A 25,224-nucleotide genomic window follows, 5' to 3' on the forward strand; every position below is an offset into this window, starting at 1 on the left:
ACATATCATGTTGTAGCTGGTGCTGCTGCTTATTCTACAGATTTATCTGATGGGCAAATGATAGAAACAGCTCAAGGTGAATCAATAACTGTTAGTTTAACAGGTGGTGTATTCATTCAAGATGCAACTGATACAGATGCTCAAGTTACTGCTGCAGATGTAGCAACTAGCAATGGTGTTGTACATATTATAAATAAAGTTCTACTCCCTAGTATATAATCTATGAAAAAGAGGAGTTAAAAATTGCTCTCTTAATGAAATATTTAAGGGAGCAATTAAAAAAATAAAATTAAAAAATTTGAATTAGTTTTAGTTGGTTGGTTTGTTATGTAAGTCGATAACTATATTTGTTATCGGCTTACTTAATTCATAATATTATAAACTTTTTATGAATACTCAAAAAATTGTTATCATAGGTTCAGGTTTCTCCTCGCTTTCAGCTTCATGCTATCTAGCAAAAAAGGGGTTTGATGTTACCATTCTGGAAAAAAATAGTACAGTTGGTGGTCGCGCAAGACAATTTAAAAAAGAAGGGTTTGTGTTTGATATCGGTCCGACATTTTACTGGATGCCAGACGTTTTTGAAAAATTTTTTAGTGACTTTAATAAAACTACTCAAGACTATTACAATCTAAACAAATTAAATCCTGCATATCAAATATATTTCGGAAAAAAAGATTCAATCTCTATTGCAGATAATTTTGAAGACATTAAAAAAACCTTTGAAAAAATTGAAAAAGGAAGTGGTGAAAAACTTCAACAATTTATTAATAAAGCAAATATTAACTACAACATAGCCATTAAAGATTTAGTCTATAAACCTGGTGAACATGTTTTTGAAATTATTAACAAAAAAACCTTTTTTAAATTATATGAGTTTATATTAACCATTAAAAAACAGGTTTCAGGATATGTCAAAAACAAAAAACTTCAAAAAATATTAGAATTTCCTGTGCTCTTTCTTGGGGCCAAACCAAGCAACACACCTTCATTCTATAACTTTATGAATTATGCCGATTTTAAATTAGGCACTTGGCATCCTCAAGGTGGCATGTATGAAGTTGTAAAAGCTATGACCACATTGGCTAAAAGTTTAGGCGTAAAGATTATAACTAATAGTGAAGTAAGATATATTGAAATAGAGGATAAAAAAGCAAGAGGTGTCAAAACTTTTAATGATTTTTATTCTTGTGACATCTTACTAAGTGGTGCCGATTATCATCATACAGAAACTTTACTGCCAAAACAATTAAGACAATATTCTGAAACCTACTGGGATAAAAAAACCTTTGCGCCTTCTGCACTTCTATTCTATGTAGGATTCAACAAAAAAATTGATAATGTTTCACATCATACTTTGTTTTTTGATACCGATTTTGAAGCACACGCCAAAACAATCTATGATACCAAAGAATGGGCCAAAAAACCACTGTTCTATGCTAGTTTTCCAAGTATAACTGATGTATCAGCTGCTCCAAAAGACAAAGAAGCAGGTATTTTTTTAATTCCTATTGCTCCAGATTCCGAAGATAAACCAGAAATAAGAGAACATTATTTTAATCAGCTTATAGAACGAATCGAAAACATAACAGGAGAATCTTTAAAAAACAGCATCCTATTTAAAGAGTCATATTGTGTGAAAGACTTTAAAGACGATTACAATTCTTATAAAGGTAATGCCTATGGTTTAGCAAATACACTTTCCCAAACGCATGTGTTAAGACCAAATCTAAAAAGTAGTAAAGTAGAAAATTTATATCTTTGCGGCCAGCTCACTGTTCCTGGACCTGGTGTGCCACCATCTATAATATCTGGAAAAATTGTTAGCGAATTAATATTGAAATATTCAGCATAAAAAATGAAAGCGTTATTTGATACATCCAGTCTTAAGTGTAGCAAAATTGTTACTAATTCTTACAGTACTTCGTTTTCTTTAGGAATCAAATTATTTGCTCCTTCAATTCGCCCACATATCTATGCAATATATGGATTTGTAAGGTATGCAGATGAAATCGTAGACACTTTCCATGAATATAATCAAGAAGATTTATTCTATGATTTTGTAGATGATTACAACAAAGCACTTCATCAAAAAATTAGTTTAAATCCAATAATAAATTCATTTCAACATGTAGTTCATAAATTCAACCTTTATGAATATACGGCAGACTTTTTAAAAAGAATGGAAGCCGATTTAAAAGTATCTACCTACACTACAAAAGAAGATTATGAAAATTATATTTACGGCTCTGCAGATGTTGTAGGCTTAATGTGTTTGCGCGTTTTTGTAAATAATAATGAAGAAAAATTCAATAAGTTAAGAGCATCAGCCAGATATCTAGGTTCAGCATTTCAAAAAGTAAACTTTTTACGCGACATTAAAGCTGATACTGAATATTTAGGGCGTTCTTATTTTCCAAATCTGACATTTCAAACCCTTAATAATTCTAATAAAGAAGACATCATTGCAGATATTGAAAAAGATTTAAAAGAAGCTTACAAAGGTATAATTCAATTACCATTAGAAAGTAGATTAGGTGTATATATTGCTTACAGATATTATTCAAAACTACTTAAAAAACTTAAAAATGCCGATGCACAAAAAATACTTAATGGACGTGTTAGAGTTTCGAATGGATTAAAGTTATTTATACTTACTAAATCGTATATTAGATATAAATTAAATGCTTTGTGAAATCTTATAAAATGCTTATATTAATAACTATATGAAGATTTTCCTATACATAATAATTACACTAGGCACTTTTACACTTATGGAAGTGATTACCTGGCTAACCCACAAGTATGTTATGCATGGTTTTTTATGGTATTTGCACGAAGACCATCACCAGCCAAAATATCCTAACGGATTTGAAAAGAATGACTCATTCTTTGTCATTTTTGCCGCACCAAGCATCGTATTGTTTTACTTTGGAGCCATTCCAAATTTAAATTTTTTGTTTTTTATTGGTTTAGGAATTTTGTTTTACGGTATTACCTATTTTTTAGTCCATGACGTATTAATTCATCAACGTTTTAAATGGTTTAAAAGCACCAAAAACAAATTTCTATTAGCCTTACGGAAGGCTCACAAAGTGCATCATAAACATTTGGATAAACATGATGGTGAATGTTTTGGGATGTTATATGTTCCAAAAAAATATCACAAACAATATAAATAAGGATGAAACCTTATACCTATTTATTAGTTAATTTAACGTGTTTCATTATTCCCTTTTTAGCTAGTTTTTACCCAAAACATGCTTTTTACAAAAACTGGAAACCTTTTTTTAAAGCCAATATAATTGTTGCATTTCTATTTATAATATGGGATTATTTATTTACTAGAGCAGGTGTTTGGGGATTTAATCCGGAGTATTTATCAGGCTTTTATATTACCAATTTACCCATAGAAGAAATTTTATTTTTCTTTTGTATTCCATATGCATGCGTATTTACCTATTTTGCTTTTCAGTTTCTTATAAAAAAGAATCCTTTTCAAAGCATTCATAAGGTAATAACCTATTCAATTATTGCTTTTTTATTAATTGTGGGCTTATTAAATTTCAATAAACTATACACTTCAATTACATTTATTAGTTTGTGTATATTATTGATCATTTTTAAACTTAAAAAGATAAATTTATCTTATCACTATTTAAGTTATTTATTTATTTTACCTTTCTTCTTTATTAGTAATGGTATTTTAACCGGAAGTTTTCTTGTCGATCCTATTGTTTGGTATAATGATGCTGAAAATCTAGGGTTTAGAATCATTAACATTCCTATTGAAGACATGGTATACGGAATGCTACTTGTTTTTTTAAATATTGAAATGTTTGAATATTTTAAATCAATTCATAAAAAGTCTTAAGAAACAGCTTTTAGCTTTTTTAAAGTAGATTTTGTAAGCTTTTCTTCGGCATATACTTTTGTAACTTTCAATACTTTTTCGTCGTTGCTTGGCATCTCAAACATGGCATCGGTTAAAATTTCTTCACATAAAGAGCGCAATCCTCTGGCACCAAGCTTATATTCAATAGCTTTCTCTACTATATAATCTAAAGCTCCATCTGTAATACTAAAATCAACTTCATCCATTTCAAACAGCTTTTTATACTGCTTTATAATGGCGTTTTTTGGTTCGGTTAGAATGGCGCGTAAAGTGCTTGCGTCTAAAGGGTCCATATATGTTAACACTGGTAAACGACCAATAATTTCTGGAATTAAACCAAAATCCTTTAAATCCTTCGGAATGATATATTGCAATAAATTATCATGATCTACAACGTCATCAGATATAGAAGCACTATATCCAACAGCTTGCATGTTCAAGCGTTTGGAAATTACTTTTTCAATACCATCAAAAGCACCTCCAGCAATAAATAAAATGTTTTCTGTATTAACTTCAATGAATTTTTGATCTGGGTGCTTTCTTCCTCCTTTTGGTGGTACGTTAACAACAGTTCCTTCCAATAATTTCAACAATGCTTGTTGTACACCTTCTCCAGAAACATCTCGTGTAATAGAAGGATTATCACTTTTACGAGCAATTTTATCTATCTCATCTATGAAGACAATACCTTTTTCGGCTTTCTCTAAATTATAGTCTGCTGCTTGTAATAATCTTGTTAAGATACTCTCAACATCTTCACCTACATAACCAGCTTCCGTCAAAACTGTAGCGTCTACAATAGCTAAAGGAACGTTTAACATCTTTGCAACCGTCTTGGCCATTAAGGTTTTACCAGTACCTGTTTGACCCACCATTATGATATTACTTTTTTGAATTTCAATATCATCTTTTGTAATTGGTTGTAATAATCTTTTGTAATGATTATAAACAGCAACTGACATTACCTTTTTGGTAGCTTCCTGCCCAATAATATATTGATCTAAAAATGCTTTAATTTGTTGAGGTTTGCGAAGTTTTAATTCGGCCGCCAAATCTGTATTATCTCCTTGCTTAGATTCTTCTATAACTATACCATGTGCCTGTTCAATGCATCTATCACAAATATGTGCGTCTAAACCAGCAATTAATAAATTGGTTTCTGGCTTTTTTCTTCCACAAAATGAACATTCTAATTCTTCCTTTGCCATTATATTTAGTTTTTACAGAACTTTAGTTTAGTCCCGAGATAAAATCTCATCAATCATTCCGTATTCTTTGGCTTTATCAGCCTTCATCCAATAATCTCTATCACTATCTTCATAAACTTTGTCGTAACTCTGGCCAGAATGCTTACTAATAATTCTATAAAGTTCTTCCTTTAAAATCAATATTTCTCTTGCAGTAATTTCAATATCACTGGCTTGCCCTTGAGCTCCGCCTAAAGGTTGATGTATCATGACACGAGAATGCGTCAATCCACTTCTCTTTCCTTTTTTTCCTGCACACAATAACACTGCTCCCATAGATGCTGCCATACCAGTACATATTGTTGCAACATCAGGTTTTATAAACTGCATAGTATCATAAATTCCTAATCCTGCATATACACTTCCTCCAGGCGAGTTGATATAAATCTGTATATCTTTTGAAGAGTCCGTGCTCTCTAAAAATAACAACTGTGCTTGTATAATATTTGCAACTTGATCATTAATTGCTGTACCCATAAAAATGATGCGATCCATCATTAAACGAGAAAACACATCAAAGATTGCAATATTCATTTGGCGCTCCTCAATAATATTCGGAGTAAGGCTTGTTGGATACATACTACTAATTATCTTGTTGTAATAAGTACTACTAATCCCTTGATCTTTTATAGCGAATTTTTCAAATTCTTTGGCGTAATCCATATTTTGTATTTAAATACTGTGATAAAATTTAGGCGTAAAATTATAAAAATTAAACGCCTAAATATAATGATTTATTCTTTATGTGATAAAAAGTCTATTTATCGCCGTAGACGTCTTTTACAAAGTTTTCATAAGTAACTTCTTTGCCTTTTATGTTTGCCTTTTCTTTATATAATTGAAGAAGTTTTTGGCTAACCAATTGCTCTGATATTCTTCTAGCTTCCTCATTGTTTGATAAAATACGTGCCACAATATCATCCAATTCTTTATCTAAAGGGTCTAGTTGTCCAAATTGTGCCATTTGAATTCTAACCATATTTCTAGCATGATCTTTTATGTCATCAAGTGTAATTTGAATATTGTTTTCAGTAATCAATTTTCCTTCAATCAATTGATACCGTAAACTTTTTTCAGACTTTTCGTATTCTTCTTTTGCTTGTGCTTCATCTAATGGTTTTTCTCCAGCCGTTTGCATCCATTTTTGTAAAAATTCTACTGGAAGATCGAATTTCGTATTCTCAACCAAAAATTCGGTTACATCATTCAAAAGTTTTTGATCTGATTGTTGAATAAATTGCTTTTCAGCATCCTCCTTAATTTTTGTTTTCAGTTCTGTTGCAGTAGTTACAGTACCTTTACCAAACAGCTTATCAAATAGATCTTGATCTAAATCTGCAAGTTCTCTTTTATTTATTTCAGTTATAGTAAATGTAACTTCAATATCTAACCCATGAACATCATCATGACCTAATTTTAAGGCGTGCATCAATTCATGATCATCGCCATACAAACCTTTTGTCTTTAATGAAATGACATCACCAACTTTTGCACCAACAAATTTCTTTTCAGTTGTTTTGCCTTTAAATTTATCCAGAGTTAAACTTACAGTGTTATCTATTTCCTTTTCTTCATTTTTAAAAGTTCCAGTTATTTCACTGTCTTTTGCAACAACATCTTGAGATACCAATTTACCATATTGCTTTTGAATGCGTTCTACTTGCTCATCAATCATTTTCTTATCTGCAACAATAGTATAATGCGTGATTGGTTTTTTAAAGTTTAAATCCACATCAAATTCTGGTGTTAAACCCAATTCAAACTCAAAAGAAAACTCTTCAGAATCCCAATCTATGGCATCTTGAGGTTTTGGTAATGGTTGCCCTAAAACATCTAACTTCTCTTCAGTCAAATATTTATTTAAAGCATCTTGTAATAACTTGTTTACCTCATCAACTAAAACTGCTTTTCCATATTGCTTCTTTACCATTCCCATTGGCACATGACCTTTTCTAAAGCCAGGAATATTAGCTGTTTTACGATAATCTGATAAGATTTTTTCAACTTTATCACTATAGTCTTCCTTTGCAATTTCTACTTTAACAACAGCGTTTAAAGTATCTATGTTTTCTCTTGTTATATTCATTCTATTTTGACATAAAAATTGGGTTGCAAAAATATAACTTTTTCACAACCCAACAAAGTTTTAAGTTATTGTATTTCAGCTTATTTTTTATCTTCCTTTAATAACGTATGAAGTATGGACTGTAATATAGTAAGTAGAATACTAAAAAGTAGTGCTATCCAGAAATTTGCAACAGAAAATCCATCAACAAGTTTGTCTGCCAACAATATTATTAAGGCATTAATGACAAACAAGAACAAGCCTAAAGTTAAGATAGTTGCAGGCAATGTGAAAATTACCAATATTGGTTTCACTACTAAATTTAATATTGCTAAAACTACTGCGACTATAATAGCAGTAACGTAGCTATCTACATGAACGCCAGTTAATATTTTTGCCAAAATAACCACAGCTAATGCGTTTAATAAAAGTCGAATAATGAGATTCATAGTAAAAGGGTTAATTAGTTAGATATGTTAAATGTACAAAATTCATTTAACGAACGCCATTACGCTTTGAAAAAAATCTTTTGGGTTTTCTGCATGTAACCAATGTCCTGCATTAGGAATAGTTATAATTTGAGCGTTTGGAAAATGTTTCTTTATTAAAGTCTTGTCTTGATCTACAATGTATTCAGATTTTGCGCCTTTTAAAAATAAAGTTTTTCCTTGAAATTCAGTATACATTGGTAATTCTTCTCCAATTCCAGAATCGTTTTCTTTTAAAACATCGAGATTGATTCGAAGATCCAATTTTCCTTTTTCTTTCCAATACAGATTTTTAAGTAAAAACTGTCTAATACCAAATTCTGGAATATAATCTTGCAATATTTTATCTGCTTCACCTCTACTTGATATTTGATCAAAATTTAAAGCACTTAAGCCATCTAAAATATCTTTATGGTGCCCTGGATAATACCTTGGCGAAATATCTGCTATAATAAGTTTAGATACCATTTCTGGGTGTTCTACCGCAAAAAGCATGGCGGCTTTTCCACCCATGGAATGTCCGAGAAGTATTATATTATTAAGTTTATGAGTTTCACAGTACATTTTTAAGTCATCAGACAAAACTTGATAATTAAACTCTTCATCATGAAAGCTATGACCATGGTTACGCTGATCTACCAAATGCACCTGATATCCTTCATCACTAAATTGTTTACCAAGAGTTTTCCAGTTATCGCCCATACCTAGGAAGCCATGAAGTATTACAAATGCTGGACCTTCTCCAATAATATTAGAATGTAAAAGCATTATTCAAGCTTTCTTAAGTACATATTAATAACATTTTCTATACCTAGATAAAGGCTTTCTGAAATCAACGCATGGCCAATAGAAACTTCTAATAAATTAGGAATATTATTTTTAAAAAACTCAATATTATCTAACGACAAATCATGTCCAGCATTAATACCAAGATCAATGTTATAAGCCAATTCAGCACATTTTTTATATGGCTTAACTGCACTAGCATTTCCTAAACCATACTGATGAGCAAAAGCTTCAGTGTACAATTCTATTCTATCTGTTCCTGTGGCTTTTGCTCCTTCAACTTGCTTCAAATCTGGGTCTACAAAAATTGAAGTCCTAATATTATTTTGTTTGAATTCTTTGATAACTTCAACTAAAAAATCTTTGTGCTTAATAGTATCCCAACCAGCGTTAGAAGTAATAGCATCCACTGAATCTGGCACCAAAGTAACCTGTGTTGGTTTAACATTTATCACCAAATCAACAAACTTGTCAATTGGATTGCCTTCAATGTTGTATTCCGTATATATTTCAGGAAGTAAATCATAAGCATCTTGGTAACGTATATGCCTTTCATCTGGTCTTGGATGAATAGTGATGCCTTCAGCACCAAAGCGTTGAGCATCTTTAGCAAATTGTATAAGATTTGGCATATTACCTCCTCTTGAATTTCTTAAAGTTGCTATCTTATTAATATTTACACTTAACTTTGTCATTAATGATATTTAAAACACAAAAATACAAACTACATCAGGCTTTTTGTACTTATTTTTGATTAATTTGCATTCTATTAATTTAACTAAATGAATCTTTCAAAATATATTATAAATGATATAAAACCACTTAACAGAAATGGTAAGATTAGCGATTTACAGTTATTGTTTTCGCAATTAACCTATTCACATATTCCTATAAAAAATGATGATAATGTTTATCTAGGTTGTATATCTGAAACAGATGCGCATTGTTTTGAAAGCGATAAAGCCATAAACGACTTTAGTTATGTCTTTGAGCCATTTTTTGTTAGGGAGACAACTAATTGGTTGGACATTTTGGAAGTTTTTGCTGAAAACTCGAGTAATATCATGCCTGTACTCGATGATAAGAATACCTATTTAGGATATTACGAACTTAATGATATTATTGGTTTGTTTAATGAAACTCCTTTCTTTTCTGAAACTGGAGGTATCCTAATTATAGAAAAAGGACTAAATGATTATTCCTTTAGTGAATTAAGTCAGATTGTTGAATCTAATGACGGAAAGTTACTGGGTGCCTTTATTTCTAAAATCGAAAACGATATTGTACAAATTACTTTAAAAATAGGAAATACGGGATTAAACGATATTATCCAAACGTTCAGAAGATATAGTTATAATATTGTTTCTGGCCATGAAGAAGACAATTATTTAGAAAGCCTAAAAGACCGTTCAGATTATCTAAAACGTTACTTAAACATGTAACCTTATGAAAATTGCTGTTTTTGGTCAAACATATAGAAACACTGATACTTCCGTTGATATTTTATTAACATATCTACAAAAAAAAGAAGTGGAAGTTTTTATCGAATCTGACTTCTTTAGCCTTATCAATTTCGAAAAGAACTTTAATAAATTTAAGACATTTAACGAGCTTGATCGTTCCTACGATGTTTTTATTAGCATTGGTGGAGATGGAACAATTTTAAGAGCCATCACATATGTCAAGGATTTAGGTATACCCATTGTTGGTATTAATACTGGTAGATTAGGTTTTTTAGCAACAATTCAAAACAATGCCATTGAGAGTGCGATAGACGATATTTTAAATAATAACTATAAAATATCTGAAAGAAGTTTGTTAGCCATAAAAAGTAATCCTGAAAATAAAGATATTTCTACTTTAAACTTTGCTTTAAACGAAATTGCAATAAGCAGAAAGGATACAACCTCAATGATTACTGTTAAAACAAAACTAGATGGAGAGTATCTAACCTCCTATTGGAGTGATGGTTTAATTGTTTCAACACCAACAGGTTCTACAGGTTACTCTTTAAGTTGTGGTGGACCAGTAATAACACCTAGTTCTAATAATTTTATATTAACTCCAATTGCACCTCATAACTTAAGTGCAAGACCACTTGTGATTTCAGACTCGACGATAATAGAGCTTAAAGTAGATGGTAGGGAAGACCAGTATTTAGTTTCTTTAGATTCAAGATTGGCAACATTTCACAACGACACAATTATTACCATACAAAAGGCTAATTTTAAAATTAATATGATAGAATTTTATAACGAAAGCTTTTTAGATACACTTCGAAAAAAACTACTTTGGGGCGAAGACAAGCGTAATTAAACAATAATTTAATCGAAAAACTGTTTTTAACTAATACTATTTAGCTCAAATTATTATAGGCTAATGTTATTTATTATATTTGCAAACTTTTAAACATTTATGAGGTATTTAACCGTAGTTTTAATTTGTTTTTTTAGTTCAGAGGTTAGTTTTTCACAAATTCACGAAATTGGTGGTTTTATAGGTGGAAGTAACTTTATAGGAGACGTTGGGGCAACAAACTATATTTCTCCAAATCAATTGGCAATTGGTGGAGTTTATAAATGGAATAGAAGTCCAAGGCATTCATTTAGAGCTTCTATTATATATTCCGAATTAGAAGGAACTGACTCAAAATCTGATGATCCTAGGAGAAAACAAAGAAACTACGAGTTTAACAATAAAATTATAGAAATATCTGCCGGTATGGAATTCACCTTTTTTGATTTCGATTTACATACAGGTAAAAAACTAGGGACACCATACCTTTATACTGGAATAAGTGTTGCTCATCATGATAATTATTATTTTTTAAATGATGTATATACTCCAGAAAACACGTCCAGTTGGGCTTACGGTATACCAATGGTTTTAGGATTTAAGACTACTTTTACAGATGATTTAATTTTAGGCATAGAAGTTGGTGCACGATATACGTTTTCTGATGAAATTGATGGTAGTGTCCCTGACGACCCTTTTAGAGAACCTTATAGTTTTGGAAATTTAAATAATAACGATTGGTATGTATTCAGTGGTATTACACTTACCTATACATTTGGTATAAACCCATGTTACTGCCCAACAGATTAAAGTGGATTTAAAACAACAAATACATATAGAGTCATTACCAAAACATATTGCCATTATCATGGATGGTAATGGTAGATGGGCAAAGCAAAAAGGCATGCTTCGAGTATTTGGCCATGAAAATGGCACCAAATCTGTTAGAGAAGTAGTTGAATCCTCTGCTGAACTTGGAGTTGAAAATCTCACACTTTATGCATTTTCTACTGAGAACTGGAGTAGACCAAAACTAGAAGTAGACACTTTAATGAAGCTTTTAGTGTCCTCATTGAAAAAAGAAATTAAAACACTTCAAGACAACGATATTAAGTTACTAGCCATAGGAAATTTAAACTTATTACCTAAAAAAGTATATAAAGAACTTTTTGAAGTTATTGAAAAAACAAAACAGAATACAAGATTGACTCTAACATTGGCCTTAAGTTATGGCTCTAGAGAAGAATTAATAAATACAATTAAAGTCATAAGTAATAAAGTTAAAAATAATATAATTTCAGAAGAAAATATTGATGAATCAATTATAAATGAGCATCTTTACACCCGCAATTTACCAGACGTAGATTTGCTTATCAGGACAAGTGGAGAACAAAGGATAAGCAATTTTTTGCTTTGGCAAATTGCCTATGCCGAATTATATTTTACAGAAGTCCTTTGGCCTGATTTTACAAAGGAACATTTGTATGAAGCTATTATTGAATATCAAAAAAGAGAAAGAAGATTTGGGAAAACAAGTGAACAACTTATTTAAGATATTTTTATTGAGAACATCTTTACATCATTTAAGCATTTTATTATTTCTTTTAGGTAGCATAACCCTTCAGGCACAAGATTTAGAATATAGTAATAGTAAAAAATATACTGTAGCTGATATATCTGTCTCTGGAAATACAACATTCAGTCCTCAAACCATAATTACCTATTCAGGTTTAATTAAAGGAAAAGAGATTTTGATTCCAGGAGATGAAATTAGTAGTGCTATTAAAAAATTATGGAATTCTAATTTATTCAGTGATATTGAACTATACATTACCAAAATTGAGGGTGATGCAGTATATCTAGAAATTAAGTTGGCAGATTTACCTGAACTTAATGAAGTCACCATTTTAGGTATTAAGAAATCTAAAATCGATAAAATTCTTTCAGAAAACAAACTTGCTAAAGGTGTTAAAGTAACCGAAAACCTAATAACAACCACAAAAAATTATCTTGCAAATAAGTACAAGAAAGAAGGGTTTTATAATGCTAAAACAACAATTACTACAAGAGAAGTTATAGATTCTATTCAAAAGAAAAGAGTAGATATGCTTGTTAAAATTGATAAAGGAGAAAAAGTTAAGGTTAAAGAAATTGTAATCAATGGCAACGAAGTTTTAAGCGATAAAAAACTTCAAAAAGCAATGAAGAATACTAAAAAACAGAAAACATTGCGATTTTACAAAAGATCGAAATATATTGAAGAAGACTACAAGGAAGATCTTACGAGTTTAATAGACAAATATAAAGAAAACGGTTACCGAGATGCCCGAGTTCTTATTGACAGTATTGCTATTAATAATGACAAAACCATTTCGGTCAACATAGAAGTAGAAGAAGGAAGCAAATACACATTTGGGGATATTACTTTTATTGGTAATACAGTTTATTCCAATCAGCAATTAAGTAGAGTCTTAAGGTTAAGAAAAGGAGATACATATAACGGCGTTCTTTTAGAAAAACGAATTGCTGATAATACGAAGCCTGATGCTGATGATTTAACCAACCTTTACCAAAATAATGGTTATTTATTCTCTACGATAAATCCAGTAGAAACCAATGCTGAAGGGAATGTGATTGATATGGAAATTAGAATATCTGAAGGAAAACCGGTTCATTTTAATAGTGTTACTGTAGTTGGTAATGAAAAAACCAATGATCATGTTATTTACAGAGAACTACGCACAAGACCAGGTGACCTATATAGTAAACAAAATGTTGTAAGAACTGTAAGAGAATTAAGTCAGTTAGGATACTTTGATGCCGAGCAAATAAGTCCGGACTTTTTAAACCCTAATCCTAACGAAGGCACTATAGATATGCAATATTCTGTGGTGGAAACAGGTGCTAGTCAAATAGAGTTACAAGGTGGCTATGGTGGTGGTGGCTTTATAGGCACATTAGGATTATCATTCAATAATTTTTCTATAAAAGACATATTCAATAAAGAAGCTTATAAACCTATACCAATGGGTGACGGACAAAAGCTAGCACTTCGTTTACAAGCAAGTCGCTTTTATCAAACTTATAGTTTTTCTTTTTCAGAACCATGGATGGGTGGCAAAAGACCTGTACAATTTTCTACATCTCTATCACATACTAAACAATTTTTATATAACCCAATTACTAGAAATGCTGATAAAAGTAGACGTTTTAATATAACAGGTATTTCTGTTGGATTAGCAAAGAGATTAACCGTTCCTGATGACTATTTCACTCTTTCTCAAGCGGTAAGTTATCAACATTATAACCTAAAAAATTATAATACAGGTCTTTTTACCTTCGGAGATGGTTATTCTAACAACTTATCTTACAGTGTTGGATTAAGTAGAAATAATACATTTAATGATCCTATCTTTCCAGAAGGTGGATCTAACTTCTCTATAAGTGCAAAAATGTCTTTGCCATACTCTTTGTTTAATAACGTAGATTATGAAGCATTAGCAGACGAAAGAGATGATCTTGAAGAAGAGTTACAAGAAAATCCTGGAGACCAAGATGCATTTGATAGAATAGCTGAAATTGACCAAGAACGCTTTAAATGGTTGGAGTTTTATAAAATTCAATTTAAGGCAGATTGGTATACAAGAGTTGTTGATAGATTGATTTTAAGACCAAGTGTAGAGTTTGGGTTTTTAGGAGCCTACAATCAAGATCGTGGGGTTATTCCATTTGAACGTTTTTTCTTGGGTGGTGATGGTCTTGGAACCTATAGTCTAGATGGAAGGGAAGCCGTTGCGTTAAGAGGTTATCCCAATCAAGCACTTTCAGGCCAAGATGGAGATGCCATTTATAATAAATTCTCTTTAGAGCTTCGCTATCCGATTACCTTAAAAGCTTCGGCTAAAATATTCGCACTTACCTTTTTAGAAGGAGGTGCTTCGTTTAATAATTTTAGGGATTATAACCCTTTTGATTTAAAACGTTCAGCAGGTTTAGGTATTCGTATCTTTATGCCTGCTTTTGGATTATTGGGCATTGATTTTGGATATGGTTTCGATGCATTACCAGGAGAAACAGTTAAGAATGGTTGGGAAACTCATTTCATAATTGGACAACAATTTTAATTTTGGCACGATATTTTCTATACATGGTTTAATGATTTAAACAAGAATTAAAATTTTTAAGATTAAAATTCGTTAATTTTGAAAATATTAATTCAAAAATTGACAGAATCAGGAAATCATCTGTCGTTTTAGAATTTAACAGTCAATAAATTATAAAATATTAAACAGATGAAATTTAAAGTTCTTTTTTTACTGACTCTAACGTTTATGTTATCGTTATCAATATATGCACAACGTGGTGTAAGAATTGCATATATAGATACAGAATACATTTTACAAAACGTTCCTGAATATCAAGAAGCATCAACGCAACTTGAGTCTAAAGTTCAAAAATGGAAAGGCGAAATAGAACAACGTCTCAATGCTGTTGAACAAAAAAGAAAAGACTTGAGTAATGAAAAAGCTTTATTGACAAAAGAATTAATTGAAGAGCGAGAAGAAGATATTGCCTTTGAAGAACAAGAGATTCTTGATTATCAACAGAAACGATTTGGTGCAAATGGAGATTTAATGATTCAGAAAAAGCAGTTAATGCAACCTGTTCAAGATCAAATTTTTGCTGCAGTTCAGGATATTGCAGAAACAAAAAAATATGATTTCATTTTCGATAAATCTGCAGATGTTGTTATGCTTTATTCTGCAGATAGGTTTGACATAAGCGAACAGGTTTTACGTACTATATCAAGGACATCACAACGTAAACAAGCACAATCTAAAGCAGAAAGAAAAGCTGCTGAAAGTGAAGAACTAGTGCCAGAGATTAATGAAGAACAAGAAGCAAGGGAACAAGCATTAGAAGCAAAACAACAAGAACGTGCCACTGCTGCAGAACAACGCAGACAAGAAATTCTAGCTGCTCGTGAAGCAAAAAAATTAGAAGCACAAAAGCGAAGAGATAGCATTGTGGCAGCAAGAGCACAAGCAAAGGAAGATAAGTTGGAGGAAAGAAAAATTGAGCCTAGTAAAGAGGAAAATGTTGAAAGCAATAAAGTAGCCGAAGATAATTCAGAAGCCAAAAGCAATCAAGTTTCTGAAACAAAGCCTGAAGAGAAAACAAGAGAACAGCTTATAGAAGAAAACAGACAAAAAAAATTAGCTGATAGAGAAGCTCGCAAAAAAGAGTTGGAAGAAAGAAAACAAAAAATTCTTGAAGAACGTCAAAAAGCAAAAGAAGAAAGAGAACAAAACAACAATAATCCGGACGGAGATAACGAAGAAGATAACAATTAACAATTTATAACATCTAAATTAATACTATTAAAAATGAGACAATTAAGAACACTTTTATTTATCGCAATATTATTTGTTGGAGCTATGAGTTTTACTCATGCACAAAGTAAAGTTGCACATATTAATACCCAAGAATTAATCACTGCTATGCCAGAGATGAAATCTGCTCAAGCACAGCTTGAAAAACTAGGTAAAACCTATGAAACAGAAATTCAGGGTATGTCAACCGAACTTCAAAACAAAATGAAACAATATGATGCTGAAGCTTCAACCAAAACAGACGAAGAAAACCAAAAACGCCTTATAGAAGTTCAAGGTATGGAGCAAAATATTCGTCAGTATCAAGCGCAAGCACAACAGGATATGCAGGACAAAAATCTAGAATTATTAAAACCTATCACTGAAAAAGCTAAAACAGCCATTTTAAAAGTGGCAAGAGCTCAAGGTTTCGATTACGTTCTGGATTCTACGCAAGGCGGTGGAGTCATTATGGCTGATGGCAAAAATTTACTGGACGACGTAAAAAAAGAATTAGGTTTCTAATTTTAATAAGTGAACATATTTATTTAAAAAAGCTGCTTTTCAATGCAGCTTTTTTACTTTTGTAGTATGAGCGAACAACCTATTGGAGTTTTTGATTCTGGTGTTGGCGGTACATCAATCTGGAAAGAGATTCATAAATTATTACCTTTAGAAAACAACATTTATATCGCCGATAGTGCTAATGCTCCTTATGGACATAAAAGCACAGAACAAATCATTGAATTATGCAAAAAGAATACGGAATTTTTACTCAAAAAAGGCTGTAAACTTGTTGTTGTCGCATGCAATACAGCTACCACAAATGCCATCAAAGAATTACGAGAAACTTACGCTGTACCTTTTATTGGTATTGAACCAGCTATAAAACCTGCTGCTTTACAAAGCAAACATAAGGCTGTAGGCATTCTGGCTACCAAAGGAACGCTCTCAAGTGAGTTATTTCAAAAAACGTCTTCGCTTTACACCAATGGTCAACAGGTTATTGAACAAGTTGGAGAAGGTCTTGTTGAGTTAATTGAAGAAGGAAAAGTTGATAGTGAAGAAACCAAAATTCTATTAAAAAAATATCTTCAACCCATGATTGAAGCCAATATAGACTATTTGGTTTTAGGTTGTTCACATTATCCTTATTTAATGCCTTTATTAATCGACATACTTCCAAGTCATGTGAAAATTATAGATTCTGGTGAAGCAGTTGCCAGACAAACTAAAACTATTTTAGAAAAGCATAATTTATTGAATAATCAAAATACAAATTCAAAAAATGAATTTTATACGAATGGGAATATCGGTATTTTAAAAAGCTTATTGAATAACCCTTTTGAAGTTAATTTTTTAGCTTTTTAAGTCCCTCTGTCATTCCGCAATTGATTTCGGAATCTATTTTTCAATTAAAAGTGGATTCCTGCCTACGCAGGAATGACAGTTTACATAAACCAACTTGAATATTTAACGTAATTATTAGCTATTCTATCAATTTCTCCTGAAATTAATTCTTTGCTAATATCTTTTACTTTTTTAGCTGGCACTCCTGCATAAATACTTCCAGCTTCCACTTTGGTGTTTTGAGTGACCACTGCTCCAGCAGCAATAATACTGTTGCTTTCAACTACACAATCGTCCATAACAATACTTCCCATACCTATCAACACATTATCATGTAAAGTACAACCATGAACAATTGCATTATGACCAATAGATACATTGTTACCAATATTTGTAGGTGATTTTTGGTACGTGGCATGAATGACAGCTCCATCCTGAACATTCACTTTGTTACCCATTTTTATATAATGCACATCACCTCTTATTACGGCATTAAACCATACACTGCATTGGTTCCCCATGGTAACTTCTCCAACAATGGTAGCATTTTCAGCAATAAAGCAATCATCTGGTATTTGTGGAGATTTTCCGTTTAAAGATTTAATAAGTGCCATTTGATTTTATCAAGCGATTATAAAATAAAATCTTTTTAAAATTAATTAACGGCTGGACATTCACAATCATATCGTTCTCTTCGACAATTAAAATTATATCCTAAAGTAATCTGGTGAAAGCCTCCATTAGTAAAAACTAAAGAATTAGATTGATAAGTATATGTATATGCAAAAACAAAATCATTATAATCCATGCCTAAAATTGGTGTGAAATGTTGTAATTTTTGACTACTTACACCAGAACCATCTAAATATTCTGCACCATCCAAACTTCTTCTATAAGATATGCCTCCCCAAAGTTTTCCAAACTCCATTTTCTTATATACTTTTCCATTAACATCAATTGAAGACTCTCCTGTGCCATCTTTGTATTGAAACATAATAGAAGGCTCATAACTCCATTCGCTTCCTAATTTATGAAACACATATCCGGTTGAAAATAAATATCGTCTTAAATTACTGGTAATCTCTATATCGTTATTTATACCATCATTATTTAAAAGATTCTTAACAGTTGCATGTGCATAAAAATCTAAAAAATGATAAGATGCACCAATATCTACATTAAAATTGGTGGAACTTTGTTCAATTCCTGCAATTATTGGATCAAATCCTTCAGATAAAAAGGACGTTTCATCCAACTTATATTGAATTGCACCAGCACTTAATCCAAACGAAAGCATATTTAAGTCAACAAAATTTCTTGAAAATAAAATATGATGGGCATAGGTTAAATAGGCTCCATTCTGCGAATGATAACCATTTTTATCTGCATAAAAAATAGCTCCTACTCCAGATTTAGTTTCTCCTATTCGTCCATTTACACTCATCGTTAAAAGCTTAGGCGCATCATCTTGCCCAAACCATTGCTGCCTAGCAGTAAGTCTTATTTTAGAACAGTCTGCAATACCTGCCATTGACGGATGAATCAAATAATAGTTATCTGTTAAATAATCTGTATATATAGGCAGTCCTTCTTGTGCTGTAGTAACTTGTGTAAGTAACGAGATTACAAATAAAACAAAAATCCTTTTAAATTTCATACGTTTTTATTTCCAAGACAAATATAGTTTAATTTAAACGTCTCGATCTGTTAAAAATTATGTCTTAATGATAAAGTCTAAAAATCACAGAAAACGTAATTTTTCACAGCATTTTTTTTAGTACTTTATTTTTCAAGAATTCCAAATATATGGATATCTGAAGTTTTCTTTTAGTATTTTTGTAAAAATTTAGTTTAAATGACAAGATATAAAGTCAACATACAACGGACATCAAACGATAATATTGTTAAATTTGAGCTTAATCAATTTATCACTAATCATGAAAGTTTTGAATTTAGTAATATTGATGAAGCGACATCTTCACCTTTAGCTCAACAATTATTTTATCTTCCTTTTGTCAAGAAAGTTTACATATCAAGTAATTTTATTGCTGTAGAACGCTTTAATATTGTTTCTTGGGAAGATGTTCAGGAAGAAGTAGCAGAGCAACTTGAAAACTATCTTAATGATGACGGTATTGTTATTATACAATCCTCTGAAAACAAAAAAGTTCCTGTTACAGTTTATGCAGAAAGCACTCCAAATCCGTCTGCCATGAAGTTTGTAGCAAATAAGAAACTGGTCGTTTCACCTAATGAATTTATTACTATCGATGATGCAAAGAATTCTCCTATAGCAACTGAATTATTTCAATTTCCATTTGTAAAAAGTGTGTTTATTGACGAAAACTATATTTCTATTACAAAATACGATGTTGCCAATTGGAATGATATTACCATGGAATTACGTGAATTCATCAGAAGTTATATTGAAGACGGCAAAGAGATTATCAATACTTCATCAGATCCTAAAAAAGAAACTGAAAGGCTTGATAAAGCCTTTGAATCTTTAGACGATACTTCAAAAGAAATAATAAACATACTTGAGGAATATGTAAAGCCAGCAGTAGCCAGTGATGGTGGCAATATAATTTTCGATTCTTACAATCAGGAAAGTAAAGTAGTAAAAGTTATCCTTCAAGGTGCTTGCAGTGGCTGTCCTTCTTCCACTTTTACACTCAAGAACGGGATTGAAAATATGTTAAAAGAAATGCTTAAAGATAAAGTTAGCATGGTAGAAGCCATTAATGGATAGTAATTATCTTTTAATAAAAAAGGCAATATTTTGACCTCTTTTTTTATTTCTATAATTCATTACCTTTGATTTATGCGATATTTCTCTATCATCATTATATTAACTTTATTTGCATGTAAAGGGCAAAATTCTAATACCATGACTCATCAATTCACTAATGATCTAATAAACGAAACAAGTCCTTACCTTTTACAGCATGCTCACAATCCTGTAAATTGGAAAGCATGGAATCCAACTACACTAGAAGAAGCTAAAGCTTCAAAAAAATTGATGATTATAAGTGTAGGTTACGCAGCTTGTCACTGGTGCCATGTTATGGAACATGAAAGTTTTGAAGATAGTTTGGTGGCTCAAATTATGAACCAAAAATACATAAATGTAAAAGTAGATAGAGAAGAACGTCCTGATGTAGACCAAGTTTATATGAATGCCGTACAACTCATGACTGGACGTGGTGGTTGGCCTTTAAATGTTATTGCTCTTCCTGATGGAAGACCAATTTTTGGAGGCACATACTTTAAGAAAGAGCAATGGATTGATGTTTTAAATCAAATTTCAGAATTGTATGAAAAAGATCCTGCAAAACTTATTGAATACGCAAACAAGTTAGAAAAAGGAATAAAATCTTTAGATATAGTTTCCTTAAATACAGATGACCCTACTTTTGATAATGATTTTATTGAAACCGTCATTAAAAAGTGGTCAAGACAATTTGATAATAATCTTGGAGGATTGAACAGAGCTCCAAAATTCATGATGCCTAATAATTATCATTTTTTGTTGAGATATGCATATCAAAACAATCATGAAAAACTTAAAGAATTTGTGAATTTAACCCTAACAAAAATGGCTTATGGTGGTGTTTACGACCATGTAGGTGGTGGTTTTTCTAGATACTCTGTTGATACCACATGGCATGTGCCTCATTTTGAAAAAATGTTGTATGACAACGGTCAATTGGTTAGTCTTTACAGTGACGCCTACTTAATTACAAAGAATGCATTATATAAAGAGATTGTCACAGAAACGTTAGCATTTATTGAACGTGAAATGACTACAGAAAATGGTGCTTTCTATTCATCTTATGATGCCGATAGTGATAATGCAGAAGGTGAGCTTGAAGAAGGTGCTTTTTATGTATGGCAAAAAGAAGAATTAAAAACTATCCTTAAGGAGGATTATGACCTTTTTTCTGAATATTACAATATTAACAATTATGGTTTATGGGAGCACAAAAATTATGTGTTGATTAGAAAAGATGATGATGTAAAAATCTCAAAGAAATTCAATATATCAATTGAGGAACTCAATCAAAAGAAAAAACTATGGAAAACCACTTTATATAACATTCGAAATCAAAGACCTAAACCAAGATTAGATGATAAATCATTGACTTCTTGGAATGCTCTCATGCTTAAAGGGTATGTAGATGCTTATCGAGTGTTTAAGAATGAAAGTTATTTGAAGACTGCAAAAAAGAATGCAGAATTTATAATACATAATCAACTTCGTGAAGATGGCGGATTAAATCACAATTATAAAAATGGCAAAAGTACTATAAATGGGTATCTTGAAGATTATGCAGCTGCCATAGAAGCCTTTATCTCTCTTTATGAAAACACTTTAGAAAACAAATGGCTCCTTACTGCAAGAGATTTGACTAATTACGTTTTTGATTATTTTCATGATGATTCTAACAAAATGTTTTATTTCACATCTCATAAAGATGACAAACTGTTAACTAGGAATATAGAATATAGAGATAATGTAATACCGGCAAGCAATTCTATTATGGCGAAAAACTTATTTAAACTTTCACATTATTTTGAAAATGAGCATTATCTAAAAACTGCAACAAGTATGCTAAACAATGTTAAACCAGAAATTGAAGAGTATGGCTCAAGCTTTTCTAATTGGTTAGATTTAATGCTCAATTATTCAAATCCGTTTTATGAAGTTGCCATAGTAGGAAATGAAGTTAATGAAAAAATTAGTGAATTAAACGAAATATACCTGCCAAATATACTAATTGCAGGAAGTAAAAAAGAAAGTAATATGCCTCTTCTAGCGAACCGGTTTTTTAAAGATAAAACTTTAATTTATGTATGCGTTAATAACTCGTGCAAACTACCAGTCTCTGATGTAGAAAAAGCTATTGATTTATTAGAAGATTAAAGTTCAGTTCCTTATTAAATTCAAATACAAAATCTTAACACTTTAAAGTTTTTATAATATTCATTTTTAATTATTTTCGCTAAAAAAATTTTACTATGAAAAATACTTATGTATTTCTAATAATTACTTTATTATTTTCTTCCTCTCTAAATGCTCAGGAATTGACTGTAATAGGAGGTCATGGGTCCGGAAATTCTGGGTCTGGGCAGTTATTATCCACTACTCCAGTGGTCTTGAATGACCGAGTAGATGGGACACCTTATATTAATGAGAAGTTTGCTCCAGCAGTTATTTCTGCTTCAGAAAATAATATTTTTTATGTAAGATATAACGCTGTGAATGATGAGATTGAAGTAAAAGGTGAACGTAATTCGGCTTATGCCTTAAATAAGTATAGAAGAGACATAACAATCCAATTAATTGCACAAAAAAAGACCTACCAAAACTTCATGTATGTTGATAGTGATAATAATCAAACTTTTGGATATTTTGTTCATCTTAGTAACCCAGAGGCAAACATTAAACTGCTTAAAAAAGAAGTTGTAAAATTTTTTGATGAGAAAGTGCAAGTTACAGGTTACGATACTCCACAAGACGCTAAATACAAGCGTTTAGCTGATAAGTATTTCATTAAAAAAGGAAAAGAAAATGCTATTGTAATTCCTAATAGTAAAAAAGAGTTTGCAAAGCTTTTCCCAGATCATGAAAAAGAAGTATTAGCTTATTTAAAAAGTGAAAAGATAAAACTTAAGAAAGAAGAAAGTTTAACTCAATTATTTGGATATTTAAATTCTTTATAAAAATAATAGTTAATATCTCTTGTTGAAGTTTACAACCTAAATTAATATTCTAAATCTCTATATTTGTAGTAACATGAAATTACTACATATTATTCTAATTCTGCTAATAGCACTTGAACATTTTTATTTCTTAATATTAGAAATGTTTCTATGGACCTCACCTAAAGGCATTAAAACTTTTGGGTTAAAATCTAAACAGTTTGCAGAAGATACCAAGGTTTTGGCTGCAAATCAAGGGCTTTATAATGGTTTTTTAGCAGTAGGTTTAATCTATTCGTTAGTTATTAATAATTCAAACTCTACTGTTTTCTTTTTAATTTGTATTGCAATTGCAGGTATATATGGTGCTTATTCAACAAAAAAAATAAAACTTTTTTATATTCAGTCAGTTCCTGCCATTGTTACCCTAATATTATCTTTTCTAGTATAACCATTTAATAACACTTATAAAAAGATTATTTTTTATAATTTTATCATTCATCAAAATATTTTAATATGGATTTGGAAAAATTGACAACCAAAGGTTTAGAATTAGCAACAGAATATGGCATCAAAATATTGGCAGCCATAATTATTTGGATTATTGGCTCCTGGGTAATTAAAAAGATGCTCAAAGGAACAAAAGCAATAATGATCAAGAGAGACTTTGATGAAAGTCTTCAGAAGTTCTTATTAAACCTTTTGGGCTGGACTTTTAAAATTTTATTAGTCCTTGTTATATTAGCCAAGCTTGGTATAGAAACAACTTCTTTTGCTGCTATTTTAGCTGCAGCTGGTTTGGCAGTTGGTCTTGCACTTCAAGGCTCTTTGGGAAACTTTGCTGGAGGTGTTTTACTTATGATTTTTAGACCAATAAAAATTGGAGATTTGATCGAAGCACAAGGTGAAATAGGTGTAGTTAAAGAAATTGAGATTTTTACAACTAAACTTACAGGACTTTCTAACAAAGAAATTATAATCCCGAATGGAGCACTATCTAATGGAAATATTGTTAATTACTCAACCGAGGGAACTCGTCGGGTGGATCTAGTTTTTGGAGTAGGTTATGATTCAGACATTAAACAAACTAAAAATGTATTAATGAATGTTTTAACATCTCATCCAAGAATTTTAAAAGATCCTGTGCCATCTGTAACCGTAATGGAGTTAGCTGACAGCTCCATAAATTTTGCTGTTAGACCTTGGTGCAAAACTGAAGATTATTGGACTGTTTATTTTGATGTTACAGAAAATACTAAAGAAGCATTAGATGCAGCAGAGATTGAAATTCCATATCCACATCATGTTGAAATACACAAAGAAGGTTAATTTTTAGGTTTAATAGCCACAAAATCTTTTAAATAATAAGGCTCGAAGTACGCAACATCTTCAAATTCGCCTGTTTTAAATTTTTGATAGGAGAGCTCACTCATTTCATTGGCAGATGGTAGTTTATCCTCAATAAATATGGCATTTGTATGGTTAAGAAGTTCTTTAGTTTTTTGAACTCCCGTACCAATAAAAAATACCTTCCCTTTATCTAAATATATATTATAGGAATTAGTATCTACAATTTCAGCTTGGGTATCCCTAATTTGAATGTGACTACTATCGAAAACAGCAGAATAAACTTCAAGCCTTCTTGCATCAAGCATAGATACTATTTTACCCTTTTCTATTCTTATTTGATGAGATAAAGAGGTTAATGTTGGAATAGAGATAAGTGGCTTATTAAGCGCAAAACAAAGTCCTTTTGCTGCTGAAACGCCTATCCGCAATCCTGTATAAGATCCTGGTCCTTTACTCACAGCTACTGCATCTATTTGATTTGGTTTAATATTATTCTCCTTTAATAGAGAATCTATGTAAACGTGTAATTTTTCGGCGTGTGAAAAATTGTTGCTATAATCTTCTTTAAGAGCAAGAGTTTTTCCATTTTCTGAAAGACTTACAGAACAATTGGTTGTAGCAGTTTCTATAGATAGTAAAAGTGACAATAAAACATTTTAAATTGCATCAA

The 25,224-nt window shown here is 31.1% G+C and carries 27 protein-coding genes; 18 read left to right on the forward strand and 9 right to left on the reverse strand.

Translation table 11 applies throughout. The features are described from left to right. The 5 genes from AAFP94_RS10540 to AAFP94_RS10560 all read left to right on the forward strand — a co-directional run. On the forward strand, positions 1 to 219 hold a 219-nt coding region (locus tag AAFP94_RS10540; RefSeq protein WP_316662680.1), incomplete at its 5' end, for a fasciclin domain-containing protein. Positions 220 to 388: 169 nt separating this feature from the next. Continuing rightward, entirely contained in the window at positions 389 to 1,855 is a 1,467-nt protein-coding gene (locus AAFP94_RS10545; protein ID WP_316662681.1) for a phytoene desaturase family protein, read from the forward strand. Positions 1,856 to 1,858: 3 nt separating this feature from the next. Continuing rightward, entirely contained in the window at positions 1,859 to 2,695 is an 837-nt protein-coding gene (locus AAFP94_RS10550; protein ID WP_316662682.1) for a phytoene/squalene synthase family protein, read from the forward strand. A 31-nt stretch (positions 2,696 to 2,726) separates the two neighbouring features. After that, positions 2,727 to 3,182 carry a sterol desaturase family protein gene (locus tag AAFP94_RS10555; protein WP_316662683.1) on the forward strand — a complete coding sequence of 152 codons (456 nt, stop codon included), beginning with the start codon at positions 2,727 to 2,729 and terminating at the stop codon, positions 3,180 to 3,182. Positions 3,183 to 3,184: 2 nt separating this feature from the next. After that, entirely contained in the window at positions 3,185 to 3,874 is a 690-nt protein-coding gene (locus tag AAFP94_RS10560; protein ID WP_316662684.1) for a lycopene cyclase domain-containing protein, read from the forward strand. Here AAFP94_RS10560 and clpX read toward each other — a convergent pair. From clpX to AAFP94_RS10590, 6 genes are all read right to left on the reverse strand, one after another. Beyond that, positions 3,871 to 5,103, reverse strand: coding sequence for an ATP-dependent Clp protease ATP-binding subunit ClpX (gene clpX, locus AAFP94_RS10565; protein ID WP_316662685.1), 1,233 nt, complete (start codon positions 5,101 to 5,103; stop codon positions 3,871 to 3,873). The two genes, AAFP94_RS10560 and clpX, sit on opposite strands and share 4 nt — an antisense overlap. Positions 5,104 to 5,130: 27 nt before the next feature. Further along, complete coding sequence (gene clpP / locus AAFP94_RS10570) at positions 5,131 to 5,805, reverse strand: ATP-dependent Clp endopeptidase proteolytic subunit ClpP (RefSeq protein ID WP_316662686.1); 675 nt, start codon at positions 5,803 to 5,805, stop codon at positions 5,131 to 5,133. 94 nt (positions 5,806 to 5,899) lie between these two features. Further along, on the reverse strand, positions 5,900 to 7,228 hold the full coding sequence (gene tig, locus AAFP94_RS10575; protein WP_316662688.1) for a trigger factor: 1,329 nt from the start codon (positions 7,226 to 7,228) through the stop codon (positions 5,900 to 5,902). Between the two features lie 80 nt (positions 7,229 to 7,308). Continuing rightward, positions 7,309 to 7,656: a phage holin family protein gene (locus AAFP94_RS10580; protein ID WP_316662690.1), complete on the reverse strand. Its 348-nt coding sequence runs from the start codon at positions 7,654 to 7,656 to the stop codon at positions 7,309 to 7,311. Positions 7,657 to 7,698: 42 nt separating this feature from the next. Continuing rightward, a complete protein-coding gene (locus tag AAFP94_RS10585; RefSeq protein ID WP_316662691.1) occupies positions 7,699 to 8,463 on the reverse strand; it encodes an alpha/beta fold hydrolase in 765 nt (254 codons plus the stop codon). Then, positions 8,463 to 9,176, reverse strand: coding sequence for a pyridoxine 5'-phosphate synthase (locus AAFP94_RS10590; protein WP_316662692.1), 714 nt, complete (start codon positions 9,174 to 9,176; stop codon positions 8,463 to 8,465). The genes AAFP94_RS10585 and AAFP94_RS10590 overlap by 1 nt, the downstream gene beginning before the upstream one ends. An 87-nt stretch (positions 9,177 to 9,263) precedes the next feature. On the opposite strand from AAFP94_RS10590, the gene AAFP94_RS10595 reads away from it, so the two are divergent. The 8 genes from AAFP94_RS10595 to murI all read left to right on the forward strand — a co-directional run bounded on the left by AAFP94_RS10595 (position 9,264) and on the right by murI (position 17,519). Beyond that, on the forward strand, positions 9,264 to 9,923 hold the full coding sequence (locus AAFP94_RS10595; RefSeq protein ID WP_316662693.1) for a CBS domain-containing protein: 660 nt from the start codon (positions 9,264 to 9,266) through the stop codon (positions 9,921 to 9,923). A 4-nt stretch (positions 9,924 to 9,927) separates the two neighbouring features. Continuing rightward, positions 9,928 to 10,797, forward strand: coding sequence for an NAD kinase (locus AAFP94_RS10600; RefSeq protein ID WP_316662694.1), 870 nt, complete (start codon positions 9,928 to 9,930; stop codon positions 10,795 to 10,797). Positions 10,798 to 10,896: 99 nt separating this feature from the next. Further along, positions 10,897 to 11,586 (forward strand): type IX secretion system protein PorG, encoded by a 690-nt coding sequence (gene porG / locus AAFP94_RS10605; protein WP_316662695.1) that lies wholly within the window; start codon positions 10,897 to 10,899, stop codon positions 11,584 to 11,586. 1 nt (position 11,587) lies between these two features. Beyond that, the gene (locus tag AAFP94_RS10610; protein ID WP_316662696.1) at positions 11,588 to 12,328 is read left to right on the forward strand and encodes an isoprenyl transferase; all 741 of its coding nucleotides are present in this window, start codon (positions 11,588 to 11,590) and stop codon (positions 12,326 to 12,328) included. Continuing rightward, positions 12,261 to 14,900 (forward strand): BamA/OMP85 family outer membrane protein, encoded by a 2,640-nt coding sequence (locus AAFP94_RS10615; RefSeq protein ID WP_316662697.1) that lies wholly within the window; start codon positions 12,261 to 12,263, stop codon positions 14,898 to 14,900. The genes AAFP94_RS10610 and AAFP94_RS10615 overlap by 68 nt, the downstream gene beginning before the upstream one ends. 168 nt (positions 14,901 to 15,068) lie before the next feature. Then, positions 15,069 to 16,130 carry an OmpH family outer membrane protein gene (locus AAFP94_RS10620; protein ID WP_316662699.1) on the forward strand — a complete coding sequence of 354 codons (1,062 nt, stop codon included), beginning with the start codon at positions 15,069 to 15,071 and terminating at the stop codon, positions 16,128 to 16,130. Between the two features lie 33 nt (positions 16,131 to 16,163). Beyond that, the gene (locus AAFP94_RS10625; protein WP_316662700.1) at positions 16,164 to 16,673 is read left to right on the forward strand and encodes an OmpH/Skp family outer membrane protein; all 510 of its coding nucleotides are present in this window, start codon (positions 16,164 to 16,166) and stop codon (positions 16,671 to 16,673) included. Between the two features lie 66 nt (positions 16,674 to 16,739). Further along, positions 16,740 to 17,519 carry a glutamate racemase gene (murI, locus tag AAFP94_RS10630; RefSeq protein ID WP_316662701.1) on the forward strand — a complete coding sequence of 260 codons (780 nt, stop codon included), beginning with the start codon at positions 16,740 to 16,742 and terminating at the stop codon, positions 17,517 to 17,519. A gap of 80 nt (positions 17,520 to 17,599) precedes the next feature. Here the strand turns inward: murI and AAFP94_RS10635 are convergent, their stop codons facing one another. Together AAFP94_RS10635 and AAFP94_RS10640 are read right to left on the reverse strand one after the other, a co-directional pair. Beyond that, on the reverse strand, positions 17,600 to 18,112 hold the full coding sequence (locus AAFP94_RS10635) for a gamma carbonic anhydrase family protein (protein WP_316662702.1): 513 nt from the start codon (positions 18,110 to 18,112) through the stop codon (positions 17,600 to 17,602). A 41-nt stretch (positions 18,113 to 18,153) separates the two neighbouring features. Then, complete coding sequence (locus AAFP94_RS10640) at positions 18,154 to 19,155, reverse strand: PorP/SprF family type IX secretion system membrane protein (RefSeq protein ID WP_316662703.1); 1,002 nt, start codon at positions 19,153 to 19,155, stop codon at positions 18,154 to 18,156. Positions 19,156 to 19,353: 198 nt separating this feature from the next. On the opposite strand from AAFP94_RS10640, the gene AAFP94_RS10645 reads away from it, so the two are divergent. From AAFP94_RS10645 to AAFP94_RS10665, 5 genes are all read left to right on the forward strand, one after another. After that, positions 19,354 to 20,250, forward strand: coding sequence for a NifU family protein (locus AAFP94_RS10645; protein ID WP_316662704.1), 897 nt, complete (start codon positions 19,354 to 19,356; stop codon positions 20,248 to 20,250). Between the two features lie 138 nt (positions 20,251 to 20,388). After that, positions 20,389 to 22,425, forward strand: a complete 2,037-nt coding sequence (locus AAFP94_RS10650) for a thioredoxin domain-containing protein (protein WP_316662706.1) — start codon at positions 20,389 to 20,391, stop codon at positions 22,423 to 22,425. Positions 22,426 to 22,520: 95 nt separating this feature from the next. Continuing rightward, entirely contained in the window at positions 22,521 to 23,225 is a 705-nt protein-coding gene (locus AAFP94_RS10655) for a hypothetical protein (RefSeq protein WP_316662707.1), read from the forward strand. 73 nt (positions 23,226 to 23,298) lie between these two features. Further along, positions 23,299 to 23,655, forward strand: a complete 357-nt coding sequence (locus AAFP94_RS10660) for a DUF1304 domain-containing protein (protein ID WP_316662708.1) — start codon at positions 23,299 to 23,301, stop codon at positions 23,653 to 23,655. 65 nt (positions 23,656 to 23,720) lie between these two features. Then, positions 23,721 to 24,533: a mechanosensitive ion channel family protein gene (locus tag AAFP94_RS10665; protein WP_316662709.1), complete on the forward strand. Its 813-nt coding sequence runs from the start codon at positions 23,721 to 23,723 to the stop codon at positions 24,531 to 24,533. Here the strand turns inward: AAFP94_RS10665 and tsaB are convergent. Next, positions 24,530 to 25,201, reverse strand: coding sequence for a tRNA (adenosine(37)-N6)-threonylcarbamoyltransferase complex dimerization subunit type 1 TsaB (tsaB, locus tag AAFP94_RS10670; RefSeq protein ID WP_316662710.1), 672 nt, complete (start codon positions 25,199 to 25,201; stop codon positions 24,530 to 24,532). The genes AAFP94_RS10665 and tsaB overlap by 4 nt on opposite strands. Between the last annotated feature and the right edge of the window lie 23 nt (positions 25,202 to 25,224).

This window comes from Gilvirhabdus luticola (genome assembly GCF_040117515.1).
Classification (GTDB): Bacteria; Bacteroidota; Bacteroidia; order Flavobacteriales; family Flavobacteriaceae; genus Gilvirhabdus; species Gilvirhabdus luticola.